Here is a 21,038-nt window from a genome sequence, read left to right as displayed (position 1 = left end):
CCATGGCGCCATCCGTCCGATACGCCGGCTCGGTCGACCGCATCCGTGCGGTGCTGCGACACCGTGCCCTCTACGAGATAGGTGCCGAACTCCAGCCCGCCCACGGCGTCGGCCGTCGCCCACAGCACCCCGCCTACCTGCTGCTCATCTACGCCGCCCTGGCCCGCGTGCTGCGCTCCGGAATCCGGGTCGAGACCGACTTCCTCCATGGGGACCTGTGGGACTTCGTCGTCTACGAGTCGCGCGCAACGCTTCGTCGTGAAGGGCTCGACCTCCCGCCACCAGGCAGGAACCCACCAGCCTGGCACCACTGGCGGCGTCTGCGTGATGACCACTTGGCGACCGACGAGGGCATCGCCACGGTCCAGCGGCTGCACCTGCCCCGCGCTGTCGACCTGGCCCGCCGCATCGGCATGCTCGACCCGCGCGGTCCGGGCAGCCTCACCCATCCCTCGCATCTGCGGGCCGTCTACGGCGACGGCACCATCGTGCGGCCCATCTACGCGCCGCCGAAGAAGGTCTTCGTCGAGGGCGAGAACGGCGAGACGGTCGTGAAGTTCGTCGACCCGCACACCGGGGAACTCGTTGACCGCCCCGGCCGCCGCTACGACCCCGACGTCGCGCTGCATCAGGGTCACGCTGGACCGGCCCTCGGCCACGGCTACGTCGGCTGGCACACCAGGGGAACCGGCACCTACCAGAGGGTCATGCTCCACCTCGGGTACGTCGACCACCCCGGCGGCGAGGCCGGAACAGCCATCCAACTCCTGCGCGACATCCACCGCGTCGCCGGAAACGGCATCGAGGTCGTGATATACGACGGCGCCTTCCGAGGCGGCCACATCGACGAGGTAATGACCAAGTTCGGCTACCAGGTCATCGCCAAGCAGCCGACCTACACCGACGACGACCTCGTCACCGCCGCCATCGTCAAAGGCCCCGACGGTCGACGCGTCCCCAGCATCCCGCTCGGCGTCGTCACCCACGAGCCCACGACGGGCCATTGCCACCACACGCTGGCGGCCATTAACGGCGCCGTCGTCGAGATCGACCTCGACGACACCGGAGACCCCGTCGTCCGGTCCACGCCCCAACGCACGGCGGTCAAGCGCGCCCGACGCTCCGACGGCCGGTACTACTTCAACGTCGGCTACCGCATCGACTGCCCACGCGGCACCTTCGAGACCTGGCTCAGCCCGCACGCCAAGAACCCCGGCGACCCCAGGCCCGAAGCACTGCGCGTCTTCCCCGACGGCGACGCCGACACCTTGCGGTTGCGCGGGCTTCGGTCCGACGCCGAGTCGGTGCACAGCGTCTTCAAGCGCACCCTGATCGCCGACCGCGCCATGTCTCGCGGGTGGCGACGCGGTCTGATCGACTACTACGCGTTCGCCTGGTACTCGAATGCCCTGGCCGAGGCCGCGTGGCGAGCGGCCCAGGCCCCCGATAACGTCCGCTACCTGCGGCAACGGCGATGAGGAGGGAATCGGCACCAGCGCCGCGCAGAGGCTCGCTCGTCGACGATGCCAGAGAATGTCGGACCCTCGTGAGACTGTTTGACCATGACTTCCGGTGACACCATCTCGCTCTTCGCGGGAGCGGGCGGCTTGGACCTGGGCGCTGCCCAGTCAGGGTTCACCATCGCGTCGGCCGTAGAGATCAACGCCGACGCCTCGGACACGTTGGAGAAGAACTTCCACAGCGAGTCGACGAGCGTCATCCGGGACGACATCACGACGGTCTCGACCGACGAGATCCTTGAGCGGGGCGGTTTCCGTGAGGGAGACCGACCGGCGCTGCTCATCGGCGGGCCGCCGTGCACGCCGTTCTCGAAGTCAGGCTTCTGGCTGGACTGGAAGCGCGCCGGGCTCGACCCCGCCGCCAGCCTCCTGCAGGAGTACACCCGCGTGCTGCGGGAGGCCCGTCCGCGAGCCTTCCTGCTGGAGAACGTCTACGCCCTGACCTACAACAACAAGCAGTCGCGGCCCGCGTTCGAGCGCCTCCTCCGGGAGATCGACGAGGCCGGATACGACTGCAACTGGCAGGTTCTGAACGCCGCCGACTACGGCGTCCCGCAGGCCCGTCCGCGATTGATCATCGTCGGGGTCGAGAAGGGGAGCATCGTTCCCGAACTCCCGGCGCCGACCCACACCGGCAAGTGGGAGCGCCGAGCGACCGGCCACAAGGACGGCCTGCCGCACGTCACCGTCGGCGAAGCCCTCACCGACCTGCGCACCGTGCCCGAGGAAGGCGAGGTCGTCGGCGGTCGCTTCGGACACCTGCTCCCCGAAATCCCGCCCGGCGACAACTACCTGCACTACACCGAGAAGCGGGGCCACCCGGAGCCTCTCTTCGAGTGGCGGAGCCGCTACTGGTCCTTCCTGCTGAAACTCGACCCCACTCGGCCGTCGCCGACCATCCAGGCGCAGCCCGGTCCCTACGTCGGTCCCTTCCACTGGGAGAACCGTCGCCTTCGCGTGGCCGAGATGCGCCGACTGTTCGGCTTCCCCGACGACTACGAGTTCGTCGGCAGCCGCGCTTCCGTCCAGGCGCAGTTGGGCAACTGCGTGCCGCCGCCGCTGGCTCGGCAGGTGCTGGAGCAGGTCGCCAAGGTCCTCTGAGGCGCTACTGCGCCGTCGTCACGCCGTCGGACCAGAGCCGGTTGACGCGCTGCATCGCGGCGATCTTGTGCGGGTAGGTCTCGTCCGGGGTCAGGCCGGCCGACCGGCGGAACCGGAACTCCCATCGACCCGTAGTGGCGAAGAGGCACGCCGCCAGCACATCAAACTGTTCCGGCGCGTACAGGCGTCCTGACGGGTCGTTCTTCTGCGCCCGCGTCTTCTGGACCTCGACCTTCGGGTCCCCGACGGCGTCGTCCGGCCCGGTGGCTCGGGCGTAGACATTCGGGCTGGCGTTCTTGCACTCCACGCGCAAGACGGTGCCGTCGAGCAGCGTGACCTCGAAATCGGGCGGGCCGTCCTGGTCGACCTGCACCACGTGCGCCACCTGCGGGTCGTTCCGAAGGGCCGTCTCCAGGTGATGCTCTGCCACGCCTCCCTTGACGGCCACCTTCAGGCGCCCTCGCTGCTCGATGATGCTCAGCAAGGTGGCGTGGTCCAGGTCGAACTCGCTCTCCAGCGCATGCCGGGTCCCGGACGAGGTGGCGACCGGTGCCGCTTGGGCGGCGACGGCCGCGCGGTAGCGCAGCGGCGGGTCGAGGGCGAGGTCGGTCGCCTCCCGTTCGAACCGGACGTAGTCCAAGAAGCGGTCTGGGGTGAAGGCAACCAAGGTCTCCAGCCCGTCGCTGGCGCGTGGGGTGGCGCGCCGGACGCCCGGACGGGCGTCGCGCTCCCAGGTGATCCAGGTGTCGTCGAGTGCGGCGTCGACGTGGTCGTCCTTGAACTCCACGGAGATGCCCATGGGGAGCGGGTCGTAGAGCGCGGGGTCGACGCCGACGAACAACTCGGACTGGAGGTGGACGCCGACCATGATCGTCACGTCGACCATCGCGATGTCGCGCCCGATGGGGTGCTCCTCAGCGACCCACGACTCCTCGGCGCCGTACCGGATCTGGAAGCGGTGCTCATCGATCGGTCGCCCCTTGATCGGGGCAGGATTGCACCGGAACGGGTAGACCATGATCCCGATCCGCTCGCCCTCGGATGTCTCGACTCCAAGGAACACCGGTGCACGGTTGTGCCCGCTCGCGTGGAGGAGCCGACCACCCGACTGGTGTACCGCGTCGGCGAGGAACTCGACGATGTCCCGCTTGCCTGATTGCCGGTAGGTCCGCGCGTACGAGCGTCCCGCGATCTCCACGACAGCGGAGTCTTGCCTACATTCGCCTGCGACGCCCGCCTTTGCTTGACATCGTGTACGCGTGTCGTTCCCGCACTGGCGCTATTACCCGACGAACGAGCAGCCACCTGACTGGCTCCATCGACTCGTCGATGCACTCGCCACCTACCGGGACGACATCTCCACCCTCGAAGGGAACAGGCCGACGAGCAACGAGGTCCTCGCGACCATCGCGCCTGCGCTCGCCTCGCTCGGCTACACGGTCGAGACAGGGCGTGAGCGAGTCGGGAAGATCCGACGTCCCGTCCTGTTCGGGGAGAACGGCATCCCGGCGCTGACCTACGAGGTTGACGCCGCCCACGACGAGCACGGGATCGTCGTGGAGGTCGAGGCTGGACGAGGTGCCCGGTCGAACGCCGACTACCGCGATCTGGTCCGCTCCAGCCTGATCGTCGATGCGCAGTTCCTCGTGCTCGTCCTGCCGATCGAGTACCGCTTCAGCGCTGGGCAGCGGACCGGGATCGAGTTCGCCTACCGCAACACCAGCGACCTGCTGATGGCCGTCTACGCGAGCCAGCGCCTTCGGTTCCCGTTCGAGGGGATCGCCCTCATCGGATACTAGGAACCCAAGGTCACTGCGTGGCCCGTCACGTCGAGGCTGAGTCATCCAGCGCTGAGCGAATCCTGCGGACGACCGCATCCGCGCTCTCGTGCTCCCAGGCCCGTACGACGGTCCATCCGGCATCATCCAGGAGCCGATCGGTCTCTGCGTCACGGTCCTTGTTCCGAGCGATCTTGGTCGACCAATACCCCGCGTTCGAGCGCGCGGCTGTGCCGTGCTCGGGGCAGCCGTGCCAGTAGCAGCCGTCGATGAAGACGGCCACCTTCGCGCGGGTGAACACCAGGTCAGCACGCCGATTCAGGCCGGGCAGGGGACGCACGTCGACGCGGTAGCGGAGCCCCTGCGCGTGCGAGGCGCGCCTCACCGCCATCTCGGGCTTCGTGTCCCTGGACCGGTTCCCCTGCATCACGGCGCGCGATGCGGGCGTCGATGCCCAAGGCTCGTAGGTCCCCGCCATGCTTCAAGCCTGCCACCGGTTGCTCGTGGTAGCCGATCTCCGATTAACCACGCACCGCCATATCCCTTGCGCGTGTCCGGCTGCCGTCCTGGGTCAACGGAACCCCTGGGACCCGGCTCGGCGAGCCCCTAGCGTGCGATCGCGACGCCCATCTGACGCCAGGAGGCACCCCATGACCGCCAATCCGACCGCTGAAGCCGAGGCAAGCCCAGACGACGAGCCCGAGGTCCACGCGGACGATGTCGCCCACCCGCTCTCGGCGTACGTCCACGGCGTGCTGACGATTCACTTCGACGGTGGTGCGGCCGTCACCCGAGAGGCGTCGCAGTTAGACGCCCGTGGATTCCTCGCCAAGCAGAAGGAGGCTGAGAGCAGCGATGCGGTCACCTGGGAGACGCGGAGTTGGTTCCACTGGGCCAGCAGCCGTGTCGTGTTCTCGTCGTTCGACGCCGATCGTGATCAGACCTGGGCCATTCGCGCTGGTGACCGTCGCCGACTCGCGAAGACGGGCCACGACCGAGGTGTGGTCGCGTCCCTCGTTGAGTTCTGGGCGAGCCGCGACGAGCGGCGGGAGCCGCTCTACTCGATCCGGGCGATGGTGTTGCTGCACCAGACGGCACTCAGCGGGGTAGAACGTGGCACGTGGGAAGCGGTCGCCCGCGCGTACGAGGGCGAGCGCGGCGCCGCCTTCCTGGCGCGGACCTACCGCGACGCTCGAGGGCGAGTCTCGATCCCGGTGGACGTCAACGACGAGGACGTCGTGGACGACGAGGCGCAGCCAGACGAGGCCGATGGGGACCCTGGCGCTGTGCGGTCCGATGACTCGCCGACGGACAGCGACGAGGTGGCTCCGACCGTCGGCGACCTCGACGTCGCCGAGCCGCTCGACCAGCCTCGCGACGCGGACCCTTCCCCCGACGACGACGTGGACGGCCGGAACCCGGAATGAGCACACTCGCGCCACCTCGCGCTGAGCCCGAGACGACGGCCGCGCCCAATCTCGGCGACGAGCCCGAAGCCGATCCAGCCGATGAGCGTCTCTGCGAGTGCCCCAACGACCACACGACCGAGCGACGCGCCTGGAAGCGGCTCGTGCGACACCGCGACGACAACAGTGACGACGCCTGCCCCGAGGCCGCGCGCTGGTGGACCCGAGTGACATACGAGTGCGGCTGTGTCGACGTGCTCGCACTCTGCACGCACTGCCTCGACACGTGGCTCGACGACTCCTACGTGACCGTCACCGTCCTCGGGCAGGCCAGCGGCCCTCTCGGGCCGGGCGACTGGCCAGGGGGCTCGTCGGGCACTGCCTGACGACGTGGATTCGTGATGGCCGACGAGCGTCAGCCGGTGCGGTGGTTCCTGGACATCGACGGCACCATCTCACCGTACGGCCTGACGAAGCCCTGGCGCGGGCCGAGACTCTACGGCGGCCCGGCCGACTCGGACCTCGCCGTCCCGTATCGCTCCAGACTCATCAAGTCCATCCAGCGCCTCCACGACAGCGGGCTGGTCGAGGTCGTCTGGCTCACAACCTGGGACACCGAAGAGATCGACGCGTGGACCAAAGTCGGCCTGGGGCCGTTCCCGAGCGTCCGGCGGCACAAGGCTGGACGGGACCGCTGGTGGAAGGCCGACGCCGTCCAGACGTGGATGCGCAAGCACCCGGAACGCCGGGTGGTCTGGACCGACGACGACATCTCCCTCGGCGGCCTGCGCGGCCTCGACAAGAAGCGCCTCCTCTGGATTGCCCCGCACCCGGCCTCCGGGCTCACCGACAAGCACATCACCCAGATCCAGGCATGGGTCGACGTCGAAGGCGACTCCATCCGATGAGTTCAAGCGCCGGAGAGTCGTCGTCCTCAGGACAGCGACGCCGGATCCGGGTCCCTTGGCCGGTCGACGTGCTGACCGCCATTGGCTACGCACCACACGAGGCTGAGCCGCTCACCAAGCAACTACCGCACGTCGCTGAGGCCACAATCCCGATGGTCCTGGCCCTCGCCCATCCGCGCGAAGAGGGCTGGACGCCAGCCGGTTACGTCGTCTACCTCACCCACGACCTATCACCAGGCGACGCTCTCCGGCTCGCAGAGACTGGCCGCGACGTCTTCGCACTGCTCGCAATCCTCGACGCCGTCGGAGGGACCAACCCGCAGTGGCTCTGGTACCCACACGTGATGGACGTCGCGCTGGCCTGGGCGACTCGCCCCACGATCCCGCACGCACGGCTGCGTGCATACATCGAAGCAGGGGTGACTCCCGAGGAAGCCCAGACCTTCGAGGCCGAGCCGGACACCCGTCCCAGTGCCGAGCAACTTGCCTGCCTGACTGCGCTCCGAGCTCCTGCATCCAACTGGCGGCGATGCTCGAGCGAAAGGTCACCATCGTGACTACGTGACCGTGTCGTCGCCTCCACCCACGTGTCGGTCAGCATGGCGGAAGTCGACGCCACCTCGACCACAGGTCGAGCATCGCAGGAGTCCGACCCTGGGACGGTCAGTCGTGAAGATCCACGCGTCGCACGCACCGCACTGCCAGGTCATGCAATCCGCTTGGACGTGACGAAGCATCTCCCACGCCCCATCTGCGTCGAAGCAGTCGATGACCGGAGGATCCAACGATCGACCTCGCCGAGCCAACCTGCCAAGTCGTAGCGGGCGACCACAAAGTCGTCCTGGCCGAGAACGTAGACGTAGTCGTCGACCTGCACCGTTGCGACCATGCGGCCGCATCCCCGTGTCGTAGTAGTTCAACGACCCGGCCCACGGTCCACCAACGAGTTCGACCAGTGCAGTGCTCGCTTGCGTGACGCTCACCCATAGATCTTTGCCGACTCCGCCTTGCCGAGTGTTACGTCGGGGCCACCGGCGGCGGTTCCGGATCACGGGAACGGGGTGCGGACGAGCAACGGCCGCCGACCGCGCTCCAACACCTGCTTGAAGGATAACTATCCGCGTATTATTATCCGCACATGCCACGAACGACTCTGTCTGATGAGGAGAAGGAACTCGGCAGAGCACTTGGTGCAGAGATCCGCCGCCGACGCGGCGAGCGACCGGCGTCGGCGCTGGCATCGTCGAGCGGCGTCAACCTGGATACGTGGAGGCGCGTAGAACAAGGCCGGGTGCCCACGCCAGGGTTCTTCCTCGTAGCGGACATCGCTGGCGCCTTGCGGGTCGGATTGGACGAGTTGGCGACCGCTGCTCGGCGGACGGGCGAGGCGGGGGACGAGGCGTGAGTACGTTGTACGCCGTCCCGATCCGGCAGGTCGTCCCGGCCGGGTCGTCGGTCGACGCTGGCGCTTCGCCACCAACGGGGCTCGTCACGCTCGAAGGCGAGTCGTGGTGTCGCACCATCGAGTGGCGTGATCACTCGTGGCTGGGCTCGGCTGCGTTCTGGGTCGAAGAGACCAGATGCAGCCCGTCTCCATCCTCGCTGCGGGTGGGACGAAACCTCGTGGAGGAAGTAGCCCTGTGCCTGCTGGGTGGCTACGGCGTCAATGAGGCGATGTGCACCAGCGCCTTCTGCGCGGTCCGTGACGCAGGGCTGTTGGAGACGTCCAGTCCGCCTTCGGCAGCGGACATCGAGCAAGTCCTACGCGCCCCGATGAGGGTCGAGGGCTATGCCCGACCGGTCCGTTACCGGTTCCCCGCCCAGCGTGCCGCTCGGGTCGCCTCAGCCGTCACTGCCCTCGCGCAGACGCAGGACGACCCTTCTGATCTGGTGCCGCGTGACCTGCGATCCTTCTTGACCACCTCCAGGGTGTGGGGCCAAAGACGGCCTCCTGGGTCGTCCGCAACATCACGCGCAGCGATGACATCGCCATCATCGACGTCCATGTCAGACGCGCGGGCGTTGTTGCCGGGGTCTTCGATCCGACGTGGGTCCTGCCTCGCGACTACCTCCGGTTCGAGGAGGCGTTCTGCGCCTGGGCGAGCGTCGGAGGAGTCCCCACCGCCGACATGGACCTGTGCATCTGGTCGACCCTGGCGCGCCTCGGTACTACCGCGCGCCTGTTGTTCGGCGTCGAGCGGTTGACCGACTTGGATCAGTAGCCACATCCGTGTCGGTGAGGTCGTGTAGTTGTTGTCACCCAAGGTAGAGCGCACCTGCGACACACGGGAGGGTTGGTATGAGCGGTAGTGGTGGTGGCGGCGGTGGAGGTTCACGCCGACCAGGCAGCACCGGTGGCGGAAACGGCAGCGGTGGAGGACTCGGCGGGGGGTCGACGTCCGGGTCCGGCGGAACCGACTGCTCTCAGTTGATATACGAGACCGCCGTGAGTTCACCGGACCCAGCCGTTCTCTCGAACGTCAGGTTCGGGGACGTGTGCGACGTGGTTCTGTTGCAGAACCCGTCCCGAATCGCGGTGATGACGCGGCCGAACGGGGAGGTGTTGGGGGGCATCGCGAACCGCTGGGAGGAACTGATGGGATGCCTGAGCCAGGGCGTCCAGTTCGTCGCCGAGGTCAGGTCGGTCGTCTCGCCGGTTCGGGTCCTTGTCCGGCCAGCCTTCTGAGGCGCCCCTTCAGCGCGCGGCTGAGGTTGTCGTCGTCGGCGGCACCTACCGCGAGACCTGTCTAGAGCCGACGATCGATTCGCTGCGGGGCTCGGGCCTGCGCGCAGCGGCAGTTCTCGCCAGCCTCGGCAGCACTTGCTCGTTCATCACGTGCATCGACGACGCCTCCGCCGGTGAAGCCGCAGCGATGTCGCACGACCTCGGCATTGTCACCAGGTCGGTGACCAGGGCGGCACCGGTGACGTTCTGTTACGAGACACCGGTCTCGACAGCGCAATGGCACTACGGCGGCGACCTGGCGACGCTCGACGTGACTGGCTCGGCAGTCGTCGCTTTCGGAATGGTGGATGCCGACTGGAAGGTCACCGCCGACCGGCTCGTGATCGACCCTCAGCACGGCGATCTCTCCGAGATGCTCAACGCCACCAGCGTTGCAGAGGCAGTCGCCGTCGTGCTCAACGGCCACGAGGCGACGCGCCTCACCGGGCTCCCGCCAGACGAGGCAGGCTCCTACCTCCTCAGGAGCGGAGCCGCCGTGGTGGTCATCAAGCAGGGCGCGCTCGGGGGCATGGTCTTCCACGGTTCCGTCGTGGAGGTGTACGGCCCGATACCCACCAAGGTCACGAGGACGCTGGGCTCGGGTGATGCCTTCACTGCCGGGTTCGCGCACGCCTGGTTCGAGGATCCCGGCAACCCGCTCGCAGCCGCACAGTTCGGCGCCCGGACGGCCGCTGCGCACTCGCTCACCGACGTTCCGCAGGTCCCCCAGGACCTGCTCGACTCGCTCCCAGCGCCGTTGGACTACCCCCTCGGTGCGACCCCGAGGATCTACCTTGCGGCCCCGTTCTTCACCACGGCCGAGCGGCTTCTCTTGGAAACCGTGCGCACCGCCCTCTTCGACGCAGGACTGAACGTCTTCTCGCCCCTACATGACGTCGGCGCCGGGTCCGACGAGGTCGCCCCACAGGACCTGGAGGGCCTCGGCTCCTGCGACGCCGTCTTGGCGCTGCTCGATGGCGCCGATCCGGGGACCGTGTTCGAAGCGGGGTGGGCGACCCATGCCGACATCCCGGTCGTCGGGTTCACCGCCCAGCCAGACGTCCACGACCTGACCATGCTGCGCGGAACGGGCGCCGAACTCAGTTCGGATCTCACCTCGGCCGTCCATCTCGCCGCGTGGGCCGCGATTCGACGAGCATCCAGCCGAACCGGTCGGTCGTGATGAGTCGGGTTCTGCTGCTCTCCGGAGGCGTGGACTCGGCATGCATCGCCGCCTGGCAACGGCCCGAACACTGCCTGAGCATCAACTATGGACAGAAGGCCGCCGCCGCCGAGCAGCGCTCTGCAGCCGCGATCGCGGCGCACTTGGAACTATCGTTCACTCACATCACTGTGGATGCGGCTGCCGCCAGTGCTGCCATCCCGTCGCCGGGGCCAGCATCTGACGACGACGCCGTGCTCTGGTGGCCCTACCGCAATCAACTTCTGATCACCTTGGCAGCCGCTTGGGCGGTCGCACACGGGCATATCGAGGTGCTCATCGGGACTGTCGCCGGGGACGGCGACCGACACGCAGACGGGCGCCAAGAGTTCTACGACGCCATGACGGCCCTACTGCAGGTGCAGGAAGGAAGCCTGGCCGTTGCGGCTCCCGCCATCAGCCTCAGCACGCCCGAACTCATCGACGTGTCCGCCGTCGACGACAGCACTCTCGGGTGGACGCACTCCTGCCATCTGGGTGACGTCCCCTGTAGCCGCTGCGCGGGATGCACAAAGCGCGCCGAGGTGCTGTTGCGGGCAGGTCGCCTGCAATAGCGGGCATGCGCAGTGCCGCAGCGCCGATCAACGCGCTCCGCCGCCCTTGGCTGTCCGGACCGTCCCATTCGGCACACGGACCGCTGTTCCGTACGCGATGATCAGGGCGCTATGAAACTCTCGCGGGTCGCCATCCAGAACTTCCGGTCGTTTCCTGAGAAGTTGGAGTTGCCAGTTGCAGAGGGCATGAACGCGCTGGTGGGACCGAATAACTGCGGAAAGTCGAACTTCCTTCGGGCTGTGGGAATGGCGCTCGACCCGGACTACCCGTTCGATACCGCCAGCGACGTGCCCGGTCAGAGGAAGTTTGCATTCCCGAGGACGACGCTCACGTTCCACTGCGATGGAGTGACCTCGTCCGAGAGGACGCTCCTCAAGTACGCAGAGGAGTACGAGCGTTCCGTAGTGGGCGAGAACAAGGCGACATACGCCCAGGACGGACAGATTCGGTTCGTCGTGACGTATCGAGGCAATCAAGACACTGGCACCTCGCGGCAGGAGTACCTCGCAGCGCGTGGTGTCGGTGACAGACGCGGCGATGCCGCGCTCAACGCGAAGGCGATCAGGCAACTTCGCAAGGTTGTGCGATTTGCGACGATCGACACCGGCGAGTCGCTGACCAGCGTGCTGAACGGGAAGTTCCGGGACATCCTCCACGGCGTTCTGAAGGAGCACTTGAAGCCGGAGTTCGCTGCGGCTACCGAAGCGCGGGGAAAGTACATCAGTGGACTGCAGGAGGATCTGCTCACGCCCCTGAGGGACCGTCTGCTCGGGATCACGACTCGCCTGTTCCCGGAGGTGTGCAGTGTCGGCCTCTTGCCCACTGTGTCCGAGATCGACGAGACGCTGTCGAACGTGGAGATCCGCATCCGGGACTCGGTGGACACGCCGCTACACGCCAAGGGTATGGGCGTCACTGGGGCTGTCCTGATCGCGCTGCTGCGTTACCTCGCCGACGCGAGCAAGCAGTCGCTGATCTTTGCGATCGAGGAGCCAGAAGCGTTTCTGCATCCAGGGGCACAAGAAAGCCTGCGGGATGACTTGGAGGCCCTTGCGGAGCGCAACGACGTGAGTCTGCTCGTCACCACGCACTCTCCGTTCATCCTGTCTCGTGCCGCGAAAGCGCAGGTCGTGGCTATCGCGAAGGACGGGGACGGCGTCTCGCGCGTCGAGGCAACTGCCGCCGGGAGCGAATCGCAGGCGACTGCGATCAGTGGGCTGTTCCGTGATTCGACGGTTCCCGAACTCTTGGATCGGTACGCAGCGATTCCTGCGACGGCGGAGGCGATTCTCCTCGTGGAGGGCACCACCGATGCGGACTTTCTCGCTACGGCGGCAAGGGTCTTCGGCTTCGCCGACGACATGGCGCGCATACATGTCCTCGCGACTGGCGGCACCGACAATCTGGCCGCGCAGGCGGTGCTCCTCCGCGCGGAGGCATCTCAGCCGGTGTGGTGCTTGCTGGATTCGGACGAGAACGGACGCAAGGCTCGAGACCTGCTCACGAAGCGATTCGGAATGCCTAAGGGCGACGTGCTGGAGTACTCGAGGTTCCTAGGGGGACTCCAGGATGCTGAGAGCGAATGGCTGTTCTTCCCCGCCTTCATGCAGCGCTTCGTTGACGAGCACGACGAAGAACTCGTGCTGAAGTCGAAGCAGAAGATCCAGGGCGAGTTCCGGTACGACTTCACCCCGACAGGCAAGAGCCTCTTCCCGTCGTGGGTCGACCGGAACGCGAACGCAAAGAACATGGCTCGCTGGTCGGGCGTCGTCGAAACGCTGACCGAGCGTCTTGGCGAGGAGGCGAAAGCCTCCTAACCTCACGCTGGGGCCCGACTAGGTTTCCCCTCGGTCCTTCTCCGCTCACGTCCGCTTGAGCGCAGCGAGTTCCGCTTCCAGGTCCGCGACGCGCTTCTCCAGCGCCGCCCTTGTCGGACGGGATGTTGAGCGCGGCGGTGGCTGGTGAGGGGCCTTGTGCGGCTCGGCGAGCAGGCCAACCGCTTGAGCGTCGATGATCGTGGCTGGATCGAGCCCGCACTCGGGGCAGTTTGTCGACATTGTGAAGGCCCGACCGGCGTCGGTGTAACTGCGGTGGGCGGTTCGCTCAACCACATGCCCACAGAACAGCCGGAGCCGCCAGCGCATCAGGTCCTCCGGCGGCCGGTTCTCCGACATCGACCGGAGCAGGGTCCCGATTTCCCGAGCCTTGTCGGGGGACAGCGGCGGACTTGGGCAGCACTTGCCGCAGTGGGTCGTAAGCGAGCCCGATACGCGATGGCGATGGGAGCCACATGAGCCGTGGCGCTCCTTGTACCGCACCTCTTCAGCGTCGTAGCGCACGCGTTCTTCGGCAGTGAAGTACATCGTCCCCTTGCTCGGCCAGTACTCGGCGTCCCGAAAGGGCAGGCCGCATCCAGGGCAGGGTGCACCGGCGGTGTACTCGGTCCAACTCAAAGGTGGTGTCGTGCACGTGACGGCCTCGCGGATTCGCTCGGCATCCTGCTGGCGTCGTTCGTGCTTCTTTGTCACCACTCCACTGCGCGTCCAGGTCGCCGGTCCGGGTGTAGTCCGAGAGTTCGACCATTCTGCCACGCTACGGCAGCGGTTCGCTGAACGGGTGAACCGCAGGTGCCTGGAGGCGGACGTTCCCCAAGGGCAGGCGGTTACGCAGAGCCCAGTCGGCTGTGCTTAAGCGGAACGACGGACCGATGTGGAGCGGCTGAGCAGCGTCATGGAGTCGAGCAGGTGCGACTCGGGCTGGCCCTGAACTTCGATGGCGCAGGCGTGAACTGTGCTCGCGCCACGGCTGCGAGCGTTGGCAGCGGCGACCTCGAACTCGATGAGTGAGGCTGCCACTGTGCCGACGAGCAGAACGTTGCGGCCACGAAGCCCATGGGTCCACACGTGGGTCTCAGCGTGGGCTCGTTGGATCAGCGAGACGGCACCGAGAAGACGCTGTGCCGCGTCGCCGACGGCCATGAGAACTGGCTGTTCGAACTGACGAGACCAGTCGCTGATCTGCCTGGCGTAGTTCTCGATCTGAGGAAAGGCGACCACGTCGTTGTCGGTGTCTTGTGCGTGCAGAACCGCCGTGAGCAGCGGGGGCTGAGTCTGGCGCATGTGGAAAGTATCTTTCTTTGCTTGGTCTCTCCTGGGGAGGCTGGCCGTGGTGGTTGGAAACTTTCTTTCGTACTATCGGAGCATGCCACCCGCCACCGACATGACCGTGCCGCAGGCGGCACGTGCACTCGGTTGCAGCGCTCCCACGGTGCGCGTGTTGGTGGCCGACGGATTGCTTGCCGCCACCGCAACCAAACGAGGAAAGAGAACTTTCCTCGCAATTAACCCCGCCGATGTGGACGCCTATCTCACGGAGCACGGCGGGTTCAGTCGCCGCACCCGTCGCCAGCCTGAATCCGGTGGCGACTACCAGGTTCTGCTTGCCGAAGTCAGGGCCTTGCGTGAAGCCGTCGACGCCCGCAACTCCGACGCGGCGAGCGTCGAGGTTGTTGCGCTCCGCGAGGCCCTTCACCTTCAGCGAGCGGCCATGGCGGCGTTGCAGGAGGCGGATGACGCGCGGGCCCAAGGGGTCCGGCACCTGCGCGAAGCGATGGAGTCGTTCGACGACGCAGACATCAAGCGCAAGCGTGCGATCACCCTGCTGGACGAGGTCGTCGGGTCCTTCACAATCCCCGGCAATGCCCAGGACCTCGGCGACTGAGACAGGACATCGGAGCCGGTGCTTGGCGGTCTCAGTGAGACGGCCTTGCGTCGGCGGGGCGCGACCCCCGCCGGGCGGGCCACTACGGACGCGCGAGACCGCCCAGAGCAGCGCAAGCAGCGCCGACGAACTTCTGGGGGAGTCCGGCAGATGTCAGGAGGCCCCTAGCCTCTCCCTCGACCGTGTCCTTGTCCGAGCCGCACCAAGTGCCCAACTCGCGGCCGGTGCCCATGTACGTCGCGACGCACTTACTACGGGCCGCGCTCACCAACGCACCCTCGGCCAGCAGTCGGACCTTGGGAGCCTCCTTCCGGCTGCCGGTCGGCGGAAAGTCCGCTCGGCGGACCGCGACCGCGTCCGGCTTCAATGAGTCAACCTTCGTGCGGATGTTCTCTGCCATGTCGAAGAGCCGGGTAGCGAGGTCAGCCTCGTCGTTGGTGATCTCGAATCTGTCCGCGACAACCGGGGTTCCACTGCTGTTGTCGACGACGACCCCGTACGCGGTGGCCTTCGACTCGCCCTGCATCGCCACCGCCAAACCGATCACTCGCACGGCAAAGACCGTACCCTGCCTCTGTGCTGCCGGTCGGCTCCCTCATCGACAACCGCTACGAGATCCTCGACGCTCTTGGCTCCGGCGGTGGCGGTGAGGTGTACCGCGTCCGCGATCACCACGAGGGTGACGAAGTTGCCCTCAAGATCATCAACCCCGCGACACTCACGCCGCTCGGTGGTTGGGCAGAAGCGCAGATCCTGCGTCGGCTCAGCGACAACCACATCCTCCCCATCAGGAACGCGTTCGCCCAGGCAGGCCACCCGATCGTTGTCACCGAGATCGCCCACCAAGGCACGGTTGATGACCGAATCACGGCAGAGCCCGTCGGCCTCGACACCCTCCAGGCGATCCGATGGATCCGACAGGCGTGCCAAGGCATCAGCCGGGCACACGACCTGGGTCTGGTGCACAACGACATCAAGCCCGGCAACCTGTTCCTGACCGCGAACAACGACTGCCGCGTCGGTGACTTCGGCTTCGCTGGGCTCATCGATCCCGGCACGGGGAGTGCGCCCGTCTACGGCGGCACCTTCGAGACCATGGCCCCCGAGGTTGCGGCCTCATGGGGACCCCTTGCTCGCGCGACAGTGGCGAGCGACGTGTACTCCCTGGCGGCGACCGCCTACTGGATGCTCGCCGGACAGCCACCGCACGACCTCACAGGTCTCGCCACCCAGGCAGAGGTGCTTTCCCGCGTCAGTACGGTCCCCGCGCGTCGCCTGCGGGACGTCGCGCCGCATGTCCCCGATCCCATCGCGCGGGTCGTCGACCGGGCGCTGTCCATGACTCCGACCGACCGCCCATCGACGCCTCATCAGTTGAGCGCCGACCTGGGCCGCCCCGTGAACGGCCGCCGGTGGCGACGCACCGATGAGCACGGCTCCAGTCTCGGCCACCTGGCCTGCTGGCGCGGGACCGCCTCCGGGCACGGTGGCGCGTACCTGCTGTGCATGACCCAAGGGGCCAGAGCCGCGCAGCGAGTGCTTACGGCAGTGCACGCCACCAGTGGTAACAGGATCTCCAGGGGATGCGCCACCGCTACGCAGGCAACGTGGCCGGGCGTCGTCCGGCGCGTGATGCGGGCATTGGGCTAACGCCGTCACCAGCCGATACCCCTAGGAGCCGGTGAGGGAGGCCGATGCCACAGACGGGGGCGTTCCCGAACAGCCCGAGCCCCGTTCCGACGATGACTCACCCTCGTACCGGCTCTGACCAGCGCAGACGAACGACAACGCTGTGTTATCGCTGGTCACGATTGAAAGTTGGAACCCCCAGGGGCCCGGGGTTCAGGAGATCGATGGGGGTGGCCCCGGCGTCGTTCCTGACCCAGTGCCGCGAGTATTCCATGCCGTGACCTGTCCGCCACGTGCCCGGTTCGGCAAGCGATCCGGCCCCGTTGACCGACAGGCCAGAGACTGACCGCCCGGACCGGACGATGCAGGTGCACCGGTCCGAGCGCGGCGCCCGCGTCGCGATTCGCGCGGCGTGGGCTTCATCGCACGGCCAAACCGGACGATCGAGGTACAGAACACAGCGCCGAGGGATAGCGTCGACCCGTCCAAGCGTTTGGGCGCCTTCTGCCGCGCCATGATCAGGTGGGGAAGACGTGACGCGTTCTACGCTGGTGGTCCGGTCGATGCTGTGCGGGATCGCTGCGCTGGTGGCCTTCGTGCCGGCGGTCCAGGCGGTCGCCGTGAGCGGTTCCGGGGCCCCCGCCGGAGTGCGGTGCACCATCGTCGGCACCAAGGGTCCCGACCGGATCGTCGGTACGCCCGGCGATGACGTCATCTGTGCGCGCGGCGGCGACGACGTCGTTCACGGTGGTGGCGGGAACGACATCATCTACGGCGGCAGGGGCGACGACCGGCTCTACGGCGGCAGCGGCGACGACCGGCTCTACGGCGGCAAGGGCGACGACCGGCTCTACGGAGGCAAGGGCGACGACCGGCTCAACGGCCGCCGGGGCAACGACCGGCTCTACGGCGGCAGCGGCGACGACCGCCTCGACGGCCGCGACGGCGCCGGCTTCTCCGACCGCCTGCAGTGCGACGGTGGCAGGAACGACGTCGCGCTGGCCGATGCCCGCGACGTCGTGTCTCCGACCTGCGAGCAGGTTCGCCGGCACCCGCCCGCGCCCGAGACGCCGGTCCCCCCGAGCCACGTCAACGTCGCACCGACCGCCGACGCGAAGACGCTGGGCGGCGTGGCATTCGGCGACTCCACGACGCTGACGCTGTCGGGAAGCGACGCAGACGGCGACAGCCTGACCTTCCACGTCGTCCAGCCGGTACACGGCTCGGTCGACACGACCGCCCCGGCCGCCACCTGCAGCGGGACGACGCCGAGCACCTGCACCGCGACGGTCGTCTACACGCCGGCCGTGAGCTTCAGTGGGTCCGACAGCTTCACCTACCGGGTCAACGACGGAGCGGTCGACTCGGCTCCCGCGACGGTCGACGTGACGGTCGACCCGGCCCCCAACAACGCCCCGGCGGCCGACGCGAAGAACGTCGCCGGCGTGCCGGAGGACGGCAACCGGTCCATCGACCTCTCGGGCAGCGACGTCGACGGCGACCCACTCACGTTCGAGGTCACCCAGCCCGCCCACGGCTCGCTCACCACGCTCACCCCCGCGCCCGACTGCGACACGAGCACGCCGAGCCACTGCACCGCCACCGTCGGCTACACCCCCGACGCCGACTACCACGGCAGCGACAGCTTCACCTACACCGTCGACGACGGCACGACCAGCTCGACGGCCGCAACCGTCACCATCACCATCACCCCCGTCAACGACGCACCCCAGGCGGTCGGCGACACCGGGACCGTGGCCGAGGACGGCGACACGTCCATCGACCTCTCGGGCAGCGACGTCGACGGCGACCCACTCACCTTCGCAGTCACTGAGCCCACCCATGGCTCGCTCACCACCCTCGCCCCCGCTTCCGACTGCGACGCGAGCACGCCGAGCCAGTGCACCGCCACCGTCGGCTACACCCCCGACGCCGACTACCACGGCAGCGACAGCTTCACCTACACCGTCGACGACGGCACGACCAGCTCGACGGCCGCAACCGTCACCATCACCGTCACCCCCGTCAACGACGCGCCGGTCGCCACGGACGGCGAGGTGGGCGGGCCACAGGACACCGACCTGTCGGTGCCTCTCGACACGCTGGTGTCCGACGTGGAGACCAGCGCCGCGGACCTCACCTACACGATCGTCACCAACCCGTCACACGGCACCCTGGGTGGCAGCGGCGCCACGCGGACCTACACGCCGACCGCCGGCTACACCGGCTCCGACAGCTTCACCTACTCGGTCACCGACCGCGGTGACCCGGACGACTGCACGACGGGCGCGCCCGGCTGCGACGCGGTCAAGACGTCGAGCATCAAGACGGTGTCGATCTCGGTCTTCCCGGCCGGATGCTTCACCGACGATGCGAAGGCCGACTTCGAGGCGGGCACGGCCGCCGGCTGCGACGCCTCGACCGTCCCCGGCAGTCTGCAGCTGGGCGCGAGCGCCCCCGTGGTCGATCAGTCCAACGGGACGGTCGGCACGTCGGGCGTCGGCGTCACCACCACGACGTGGGCCGGCCAGACGTTCACCCCGAGCCTGAGCGGTGCGCTGACCCGGCTGGACGTCCACATGTTCTGCAGCGGGTGCACGGGCACGACGCCCGACCTGACGGTCTCGATCCGCGCCACCAGCGGCGGGCTGCCGACCGGCAGTGACCTCGCCACCGGCACGATCACGGGCTTCTCCTCGGGCGCGGACGTCAGATACACCGCTACCTTCGCGACGCCGTACTCGGTCACGGCGGGTACGCAGTACGCGTTCGTCGTCCGCCCGACCGCCAACCCGTCGCCGGGGACCTACGCCCTCACGCGCTCGGGTTCGTCGACCGCGGGCGCTGACGTGTACGCGGGCGGCACGCGGGTGGCCGGAGCCACGAGTGGCACGGTCTGGTCCATCCCGCTGACCGGAGGTGTCAGCACGGACGCCGGCTTCCAGGTGCACATCCTGACGGGCACCGGTTTCCAGACCTCGGGGACGTTCACGTCCTCGGTGAAGGACGCCGCCCCGGCCGCCGGCCAGCGGGCGGAGTGGTCGGCGCTGACCTTCGACGCCGACGCACCCGCCGGCACCACGGTGAGGTTCCAGGTCGCGGCGAGCAACTCGAGCACCGGTCCCTTCACCTTCGTCGGCCCCGATGGCACCGCCGACACGTACTTCACGACCAGCGGTGCCAGCCTGGACCAGTTCGACGGGATGCGATACCTGCAGTACCGGGCCTACCTCTCGACCACCGACGACGCGGTGACGCCGGCGCTGCACTCGGTCACCGTCTGCTACGTCCTCACCCCGACGCCACCCCCGCCGGGGTGAGGGGCGAACACGCTCGCGGAGCGGCGGGTCCGACCCGCCGAGGCTGAGCCGGTCAGCCGGAACCCGCATCGCGAGCCGGATGGCTCGCGACGCCCGTCGCGCACCGATCTGCCACGCAGGGGAGCGGGGCCGCCGCTCCGGATGTCATCGACCTGCCCGCGGCCGGAGATCACCACCCGTTCGGGGGTGGTGTGCCCCTCTCCTCCGGACCCCTACCTTCCGGCGCATGAGGTTGCGATGCTCCGTGGCCGCGATGGCGTGTGCGTTCCTGGTGGTGCTGGCCGGCTGCGGCGGTGAGGGCGACGGCACCGGCCTGCCGTCGCCGACCCGGACGCCGAGCGTGGAGCCGACGCGCACGCCGACCCGGACCCCGGCGCTCCCGAGCGGATCTCCCGGGGCGAGCGACACTCCGGAGGCCTCGGCGCTGCCGAGCGAGTCCGCCACCAGCCCGAGCACCCCGAGCACCCCGAGCGACTCCACCCCGAGCAGCCCGGAGGCCTCGGATGGACCGACCCCCTCGCGGACGCCCACCGAGCGTCCGTCCCGATCTCCGGACCGGACGCCCCGGCCGACTGCCACGATCACCGTCACCGACAGCCCGACCTCCACGCCGACTCCCACGCTGACGCCGACGCCCACGACGGACGCCCCGTCGACCGCGCCGGCCAGCGAGCCGCCTGCCTCCGCCGACGCCGAGACGGACGCCGAGATGGACGCCGAGACGGACGACACGACGGACGACGGTGTACCTACCTGGCTGTGGTGGGTGCTGGGCGCCGTCGCCCTGCTCCTCGCGATCGGCGTGCCGCTGCTCGTCCGGCACCGGCGGCGGGCATCGTGGGCCGCCGACCTGGCGGCGTCCGAGGCCGAGGTGGCCTGGTTCGGCAGGCAGCTCGTGCCCGAGCTCCGGCACGACCTCGGTGCCTGGACCGCGAGCAACGCGGCCCGCGTCACCGAGGCCGAGGACCAGCTGACCGCTCTGGCCTCCCGCGGCCGCGACGACACCGACCGCGCCCGAGCCCTGGAGCTCCGGGACGCGGTGCGGCGCGCCCGGCAGGACGTCGAGGCGATGACCACGACACCGGGCCCCGCGCAGGAGGCCCTGGACGCCGTCCAGACCCGGATCGAGACCGCGCTGGGAGATTGAGTCCCGA

Annotated in this window: 22 protein-coding genes; 17 read left to right on the top strand and 5 right to left on the bottom strand. The window is 68.2% G+C overall.

Annotated features, from left to right (window positions below):
• The first annotated feature begins 2 nt into the window (after positions 1–2).
• Positions 3–1,478 carry a hypothetical protein gene (locus KM427_RS23140; protein WP_215525464.1) on the top strand — a complete coding sequence of 492 codons (1,476 nt, stop codon included), beginning with the start codon at positions 3–5 and terminating at the stop codon, positions 1,476–1,478.
• A gap of 84 nt (positions 1,479–1,562) precedes the next feature.
• Complete coding sequence (locus KM427_RS23135) at positions 1,563–2,621, top strand: DNA cytosine methyltransferase (protein WP_215525463.1); 1,059 nt, start codon at positions 1,563–1,565, stop codon at positions 2,619–2,621.
• Positions 2,622–2,625: 4 nt separating this feature from the next.
• Here the strand turns inward: KM427_RS23135 and KM427_RS23130 are convergent, their stop codons facing one another.
• Positions 2,626–3,591: a hypothetical protein gene (locus KM427_RS23130; protein ID WP_353846990.1), complete on the bottom strand. Its 966-nt coding sequence runs from the start codon at positions 3,589–3,591 to the stop codon at positions 2,626–2,628.
• Here KM427_RS23130 and KM427_RS25650 point away from each other — a divergent pair.
• Both KM427_RS25650 and KM427_RS23125 read left to right on the top strand, forming a co-directional pair.
• Positions 3,475–3,777, top strand: coding sequence for a hypothetical protein (locus tag KM427_RS25650; RefSeq protein ID WP_252274791.1), 303 nt, complete (start codon positions 3,475–3,477; stop codon positions 3,775–3,777). The genes KM427_RS23130 and KM427_RS25650 overlap by 117 nt on opposite strands.
• Before the next feature lie 103 nt (positions 3,778–3,880).
• Entirely contained in the window at positions 3,881–4,420 is a 540-nt protein-coding gene (locus KM427_RS23125; protein ID WP_215525461.1) for a hypothetical protein, read from the top strand.
• Between the two features lie 25 nt (positions 4,421–4,445).
• Here KM427_RS23125 and KM427_RS23120 read toward each other — a convergent pair whose 3' ends face one another.
• Positions 4,446–4,877, bottom strand: coding sequence for a very short patch repair endonuclease (locus KM427_RS23120; protein WP_215525460.1), 432 nt, complete (start codon positions 4,875–4,877; stop codon positions 4,446–4,448).
• Positions 4,878–5,049: 172 nt separating this feature from the next.
• Between KM427_RS23120 and KM427_RS23115 the strand changes: the two genes are divergently transcribed.
• The 9 genes from KM427_RS23115 to KM427_RS23075 all read left to right on the top strand — a co-directional run bounded on the left by KM427_RS23115 (position 5,050) and on the right by KM427_RS23075 (position 13,032).
• Positions 5,050–5,826, top strand: coding sequence for a hypothetical protein (locus KM427_RS23115; RefSeq protein ID WP_215525459.1), 777 nt, complete (start codon positions 5,050–5,052; stop codon positions 5,824–5,826).
• Entirely contained in the window at positions 5,823–6,191 is a 369-nt protein-coding gene (locus KM427_RS23110) for a hypothetical protein (RefSeq protein WP_215525458.1), read from the top strand. The genes KM427_RS23115 and KM427_RS23110 overlap by 4 nt, the downstream gene beginning before the upstream one ends.
• Before the next feature lie 15 nt (positions 6,192–6,206).
• Complete coding sequence (locus KM427_RS23105) at positions 6,207–6,713, top strand: HAD domain-containing protein (protein ID WP_252275446.1); 507 nt, start codon at positions 6,207–6,209, stop codon at positions 6,711–6,713.
• Between the two features lie 1,138 nt (positions 6,714–7,851).
• A complete protein-coding gene (locus KM427_RS25875; protein WP_215525456.1) occupies positions 7,852–8,118 on the top strand; it encodes a helix-turn-helix domain-containing protein in 267 nt (88 codons plus the stop codon).
• A 526-nt stretch (positions 8,119–8,644) separates the two neighbouring features.
• Positions 8,645–8,935: a hypothetical protein gene (locus tag KM427_RS23095; protein WP_215525455.1), complete on the top strand. Its 291-nt coding sequence runs from the start codon at positions 8,645–8,647 to the stop codon at positions 8,933–8,935.
• Between the two features lie 224 nt (positions 8,936–9,159).
• Positions 9,160–9,399 (top strand): hypothetical protein, encoded by a 240-nt coding sequence (locus KM427_RS23090; protein WP_215525454.1) that lies wholly within the window; start codon positions 9,160–9,162, stop codon positions 9,397–9,399.
• Entirely contained in the window at positions 9,380–10,621 is a 1,242-nt protein-coding gene (locus tag KM427_RS23085) for a PfkB family carbohydrate kinase (RefSeq protein WP_215525453.1), read from the top strand. The genes KM427_RS23090 and KM427_RS23085 overlap by 20 nt, the downstream gene beginning before the upstream one ends.
• Positions 10,576–11,214 (top strand): 7-cyano-7-deazaguanine synthase, encoded by a 639-nt coding sequence (locus KM427_RS23080; protein ID WP_252274787.1) that lies wholly within the window; start codon positions 10,576–10,578, stop codon positions 11,212–11,214. Before KM427_RS23085 ends, KM427_RS23080 begins: the two co-directional genes overlap by 46 nt.
• Positions 11,215–11,325: 111 nt before the next feature.
• Positions 11,326–13,032 carry an ATP-dependent nuclease gene (locus tag KM427_RS23075; RefSeq protein WP_215525452.1) on the top strand — a complete coding sequence of 569 codons (1,707 nt, stop codon included), beginning with the start codon at positions 11,326–11,328 and terminating at the stop codon, positions 13,030–13,032.
• Positions 13,033–13,077: 45 nt separating this feature from the next.
• Here KM427_RS23075 and KM427_RS23070 read toward each other — a convergent pair whose 3' ends face one another.
• Positions 13,078–13,578: a hypothetical protein gene (locus KM427_RS23070; RefSeq protein WP_215525451.1), complete on the bottom strand. Its 501-nt coding sequence runs from the start codon at positions 13,576–13,578 to the stop codon at positions 13,078–13,080.
• Between the two features lie 324 nt (positions 13,579–13,902).
• Positions 13,903–14,334 (bottom strand): phosphotransferase family protein, encoded by a 432-nt coding sequence (locus KM427_RS23065; protein WP_215525450.1) that lies wholly within the window; start codon positions 14,332–14,334, stop codon positions 13,903–13,905.
• 82 nt (positions 14,335–14,416) lie between these two features.
• On the opposite strand from KM427_RS23065, the gene KM427_RS23060 reads away from it, so the two are divergent.
• A complete protein-coding gene (locus KM427_RS23060) occupies positions 14,417–14,935 on the top strand; it encodes a helix-turn-helix domain-containing protein (RefSeq protein WP_215525449.1) in 519 nt (172 codons plus the stop codon).
• Positions 14,936–15,017: 82 nt separating this feature from the next.
• On the opposite strand, the gene KM427_RS23055 is transcribed toward KM427_RS23060, so the two are convergent.
• Positions 15,018–15,488, bottom strand: a complete 471-nt coding sequence (locus KM427_RS23055) for a hypothetical protein (protein ID WP_215525448.1) — start codon at positions 15,486–15,488, stop codon at positions 15,018–15,020.
• Positions 15,489–15,511: 23 nt separating this feature from the next.
• Here KM427_RS23055 and KM427_RS23050 point away from each other — a divergent pair, with 23 nt between their 5' ends.
• The 3 genes from KM427_RS23050 to KM427_RS23040 all read left to right on the top strand — a co-directional run bounded on the left by KM427_RS23050 (position 15,512) and on the right by KM427_RS23040 (position 21,031).
• Positions 15,512–16,585: a serine/threonine-protein kinase gene (locus KM427_RS23050; RefSeq protein ID WP_215525447.1), complete on the top strand. Its 1,074-nt coding sequence runs from the start codon at positions 15,512–15,514 to the stop codon at positions 16,583–16,585.
• Between the two features lie 512 nt (positions 16,586–17,097).
• The gene (locus KM427_RS23045) at positions 17,098–19,884 is read left to right on the top strand and encodes an Ig-like domain-containing protein (RefSeq protein ID WP_215525446.1); all 2,787 of its coding nucleotides are present in this window, start codon (positions 17,098–17,100) and stop codon (positions 19,882–19,884) included.
• A 226-nt stretch (positions 19,885–20,110) separates the two neighbouring features.
• Positions 20,111–21,031 (top strand): nucleotide exchange factor GrpE, encoded by a 921-nt coding sequence (locus tag KM427_RS23040; protein ID WP_215525445.1) that lies wholly within the window; start codon positions 20,111–20,113, stop codon positions 21,029–21,031.
• The last annotated feature ends 7 nt before the right edge of the window (positions 21,032–21,038 follow it).

The sequence above is a fragment of the Nocardioides sp. LMS-CY genome (assembly GCF_018732145.1).
GTDB classification, from domain to species: Bacteria; Actinomycetota; Actinomycetes; order Propionibacteriales; family Nocardioidaceae; genus Nocardioides; species Nocardioides soli.
This window is presented reverse-complemented; position numbering and strand designations above follow the sequence as displayed.

What these genes read in the sequence shown, in the direction of transcription:
- KM427_RS23040 (WP_215525445.1), top strand. Translation starts at nt 20,111, where the DNA reads ATGAGGTTGCGATGCTCCGTGGCCGCGATGGCGTGTGCGTTCCTGGTG.
- KM427_RS23070 (WP_215525451.1), bottom strand. Translation starts at nt 13,578, where the DNA reads ATGTACTTCACTGCCGAAGAACGCGTGCGCTACGACGCTGAAGAGGTG.
- KM427_RS23120 (WP_215525460.1), bottom strand. Translation starts at nt 4,877, where the DNA reads ATGGCGGGGACCTACGAGCCTTGGGCATCGACGCCCGCATCGCGCGCC.
- KM427_RS25875 (WP_215525456.1), top strand. Translation starts at nt 7,852, where the DNA reads ATGCCACGAACGACTCTGTCTGATGAGGAGAAGGAACTCGGCAGAGCA.
- KM427_RS23105 (WP_252275446.1), top strand. Translation starts at nt 6,207, where the DNA reads ATGGCCGACGAGCGTCAGCCGGTGCGGTGGTTCCTGGACATCGACGGC.
- KM427_RS23110 (WP_215525458.1), top strand. Translation starts at nt 5,823, where the DNA reads ATGAGCACACTCGCGCCACCTCGCGCTGAGCCCGAGACGACGGCCGCG.
- KM427_RS23140 (WP_215525464.1), top strand. Translation starts at nt 3, where the DNA reads ATGGCGCCATCCGTCCGATACGCCGGCTCGGTCGACCGCATCCGTGCG.
- KM427_RS23060 (WP_215525449.1), top strand. Translation starts at nt 14,417, where the DNA reads ATGCCACCCGCCACCGACATGACCGTGCCGCAGGCGGCACGTGCACTC.
- KM427_RS23075 (WP_215525452.1), top strand. Translation starts at nt 11,326, where the DNA reads ATGAAACTCTCGCGGGTCGCCATCCAGAACTTCCGGTCGTTTCCTGAG.
- KM427_RS23115 (WP_215525459.1), top strand. Translation starts at nt 5,050, where the DNA reads ATGACCGCCAATCCGACCGCTGAAGCCGAGGCAAGCCCAGACGACGAG.
- KM427_RS23135 (WP_215525463.1), top strand. Translation starts at nt 1,563, where the DNA reads ATGACTTCCGGTGACACCATCTCGCTCTTCGCGGGAGCGGGCGGCTTG.
- KM427_RS23065 (WP_215525450.1), bottom strand. Translation starts at nt 14,334, where the DNA reads ATGCGCCAGACTCAGCCCCCGCTGCTCACGGCGGTTCTGCACGCACAA.